This window comes from uncultured Nostoc sp. (genome assembly GCF_964245575.1).
GTDB lineage: Bacteria > Cyanobacteriota > Cyanobacteriia > Cyanobacteriales > Nostocaceae > Nostoc.
The window spans coordinates 1-3377 of sequence record NZ_CAXTNP010000484.1 but is presented as its reverse complement, the minus strand read 5'-3'; the positions used below and the strand labels follow the sequence as shown (position 1 = coordinate 3377).

General features: G+C 40.7%; 4 protein-coding genes. 1 reads left to right on the top strand and 3 read right to left on the bottom strand.

All coding sequences use genetic code 11. The features are described 5' to 3' along the window. Positions 1-130: 130 nt before the first annotated feature. Positions 131-1090 (top strand): VOC family protein, encoded by a 960-nt coding sequence (locus tag ACFFAP_RS37335; protein ID WP_375515928.1) that lies wholly within the window; start codon positions 131-133, stop codon positions 1088-1090. A gap of 39 nt (positions 1091-1129) precedes the next feature. Here ACFFAP_RS37335 and ACFFAP_RS37330 read toward each other — a convergent pair whose 3' ends face one another. The 3 genes from ACFFAP_RS37330 to ACFFAP_RS37320 all read right to left on the bottom strand — a co-directional run bounded on the left by ACFFAP_RS37330 (position 1130) and on the right by ACFFAP_RS37320 (position 3162). Continuing rightward, a complete protein-coding gene (locus ACFFAP_RS37330) occupies positions 1130-1522 on the bottom strand; it encodes a hypothetical protein (protein ID WP_375515927.1) in 393 nt (130 codons plus the stop codon). A 174-nt stretch (positions 1523-1696) separates the two neighbouring features. Continuing rightward, positions 1697-2239 (bottom strand): DoxX family protein, encoded by a 543-nt coding sequence (locus ACFFAP_RS37325; RefSeq protein ID WP_375515926.1) that lies wholly within the window; start codon positions 2237-2239, stop codon positions 1697-1699. Continuing rightward, a complete protein-coding gene (locus ACFFAP_RS37320; RefSeq protein ID WP_375515925.1) occupies positions 2236-3162 on the bottom strand; it encodes an SMP-30/gluconolactonase/LRE family protein in 927 nt (308 codons plus the stop codon). Before ACFFAP_RS37320 ends, ACFFAP_RS37325 begins: the two co-directional genes overlap by 4 nt. Positions 3163-3377 lie beyond the last annotated feature (215 nt).

Sequence of the window (3377 nt, the reverse complement as noted above, 5' to 3'; positions counted from 1 at the left end):
GAAATTTAGCTAAAAATTGAATCATAATTGATCTAACAATAAATTATTTTTAATATAATACTTGTTTGTTCACAGTTTTTGATATTAATTGTTAAAAATCATATAATTATAAGCTGAAGGGCTATTGAATATGTCTAGTCAAACCGATGTACAATCACAAATAATTAGAGCGATTGGCTTAACAGTTACAAACGGCGATCGCTCTTTAAATTTCTATACACAAGCACTCTTGTTTGAACTAGTTTCTGACATTACTGTTGAAGGACAGGATTACAGTGATTTAGAAGGCGTACCTGGAGTAAAAATTCGCATTATCACCTTGCGACTTGGAGATGAATTTATCGAGTTGATGGAGTATCTAAACATTCAGGGTAAACCCATTCTCAACGATTCACAAAGTAATGACCTGTGGTTTCAACATCTGGCAATTGTGGTGAGTGATATGGATCGCGCTTACGATCGCTTGCGTTCATTTCCCATTGAACCAATTTCAGTTGCTCCCCAGACAATACCACCAGAGAATGAAGCGTCTGGTGGTGTCCGCGCTTTTAAGTTTAAAGACCCTGATGGTCATGATTTAGAGTTAATTTGGTTTCCGCCTGATAAAGGTAAAGATAAATGGCATCAAAACGGCGATCGCTTATTTTTGGGAATCGATCATAGTGCGATCGCAATTTCTAATACCGAGCAGAGTCTACACTTTTACCGCGACCTCCTGGGAATGCAAATTGATAGCCGCAGTTTCAACTGGCGTGCAACCCAATCTCGCTTGGATAATTTACCAGGAGCAGAAGTCAAGATTACAGCACTGCGACCTGTTCAAGATGGTGTGGGTATTGAACTGCTGGACTATATTTTGCCTGGAAAAGGTCGCCCAATGCCGAGTGACTGCAAAAGTTGGGATATTACACACATGCAAATCGAGCTAGTTGTAAATAATCTTGAGCAGTTAGTGGATAAGCTACGGGGTAACGGGGTTCAGTTCGTATCACCAAGGATTGTACAGTTTAGCGATCACTCATTTCCTTATCGGCAAGGTTGTTTAGTTAAAGACCCTGACGGACACGCAATATTGCTGATTATGGAGTAACGGCAAGGCTTATTAGCAAAGATAATCAAGCACACTGGATTAAGGATTTTCAATCATGTACCTTTCAATTTGTAAAATTGCTTGATCGATTGCATTAATAATTCCATCAATAGCATTTTTCTCCTGCTCTAGCGGTGCAAGCTCTTGCGCTAAAGCACGGCGATCGGCATCACGATTAATTGTTTGAAAAGTTCGTACAATGCGCCCAATACTACCAGCACCTTTGACTTTAGAGCCTCTTTGACGAACTCTATCAGTATATTCTGCGCGAGTAATCTTCTGCTGTTGAGATATTTCTCTTTTTACAAAAGCATATTCTTTCTTTTTTAGCTTCAATTCTTTGAGCGCTATTTTAGCTTCTGCTAATGACTGGACTGAAATATGTAATTTACCGTCGTCATTAATCGTCACAAGGTTGGTTTTATTGGGCAATATACTTTTGTGTTTAGTAAGTTCATTATACTTAGTATATTTTTTTTAATATCCTTGCCAATAGTGAATACGCACTTAAGACTAAAACCATAATTGCGATCAGCATAAAGATTCCATAAACACCTTTTCTCTAATTTGCTGTCTGATACAATGCAGTGTTAACAATGAAATAACTCAACTTCCAAAAATAAAAGCATCGAGCGAATAAGCACCAGGGCCTAAAACTGCGATCGCAATCAGCATGACGCAATACATAAAAGCCTTTTCCCAACTAGGGGGTTCACCTTGTCCTAAAGCACCCTGATACTGTTCTTCAGGAATTAAGTACGGATCTTGAGCTACAAAAGGCTTACTTCCAGAGATGTGCAAATATATTGCAAAAATCATTGAGCAGAGAATGGGCAAAGTTGCTAAAAATGTGAGGAATCCAATAATCAGAAAAATTCCGCCACCTAACATAGATGCAGCTGATAAAAAGCAAAGAAAAATAGGCGTTTTTAGAGACTCAGCCCACTGTGGAAGATGCCTTATCTTGGGATAGCCGTGTAGTATAAACAACCAGCCAAGGCTAACTCTGAGAAGTAAAAGTGCCAATCCTGGAAATCCGTCAGGATACACAGGAGAAAGTGAACTTAACAAGTGTGGACTTAGCTGTGGGAAATTAAATGCAGCTAGGAAAAAAGCGATCGCTACACCCAACCCAAATTGATAAATCATAGTTGTACACCACGGGTATTAAGGTCGATAACATATAACGAATGACCGGCTGTGATAAATAAGTGATCGCCTTCCTTACCACCAAAAGTCAGGTTAGCTGATGTCTCCGGTACAAAAATTTTTCCTAAGCGAGTTCCGTCGGGGGCGTATATCTGCACGCTATCTTGAGAACTAGTAAAAACATTGCCATGTTCGTCAACCCGCAGTCCATCCGGTTGTCCTGGCTCAATAACTGCAAATACACGCCCATTCTTTACATAGCGATGTCTAGGACGGGCTACACCTACGCCTACAACCTCATAGACGCAAATATGATGAGGCCCCCCAGGAATATTAAACGCAGCTGTATCTGAAACATACAAAAGGCTTTCGTCTGGACTGAAAGCCAACCCATTAGGGCGCACCATATCTGTTACTACAGGATAAATCTCACTTATTGCCGGGTCAAAGCGATAGACGTAACTTCCGGGTTGTTCCTGTTCGCCGCCGTAACCTTGGTTTGGCTCGGTAATCCCATAAGGCGGATCGGTGAACCAAATCGTGCCGTCACTTTTGACTACTAAATCATTTGGACTGTTCAGGCGTTTGCCTTGGTAGCGATCGACTAAAACCTTCCATTCACCGTCTTGTTCGCGTCGGATAATAGCACGCAGACCAGAGGAACAGGCAACCAGACGACCCTCTAAGTCACGGTAATTACCGCTTTGGTAATCAGATGGATCTCGTAGGACAGTCACATTGTCAGTGGCACTCCACCGCAACAGGCGGTTGCCGTGAGCATCGCTCCAGACAACACTGCTATCTTCATGGAAGTAAACAGGCCCCTCGCTATGGACTGCACCGTTGGCAAGCTTTTGAAGTGAGGCTCCTGGGCGTACAATAGCACGCAGGCGATCATCATAAATCTCAATGGCTTCAGGCATAGAAATCTCCTGTTATTTAACTTGGCTACTGACGATAAATAGCAGGTCTAAATCAATACTAAAATAATTTAAGTGTATACTTAATATCGTGCAACAAACTGAGTGTAAAATTTCTGCTATTTTCATCAGTTACTAAATACAATATTGAAGTTAATTATTATAAAGCTAATTTTTACTTTATTGATCTCCATTAACATTGAACCATAGATATAGAT

Bases quoted from the DNA above. Each gene is read 5' to 3' on its own strand.
- ACFFAP_RS37335 (WP_375515928.1), top strand. From the start codon at position 131: ATGTCTAGTCAAACCGATGTACAATCACAAATAATTAGAGCGATTGGC.
- ACFFAP_RS37320 (WP_375515925.1), bottom strand. From the start codon at position 3,162: ATGCCTGAAGCCATTGAGATTTATGATGATCGCCTGCGTGCTATTGTA.
- ACFFAP_RS37325 (WP_375515926.1), bottom strand. From the start codon at position 2,239: ATGATTTATCAATTTGGGTTGGGTGTAGCGATCGCTTTTTTCCTAGCT.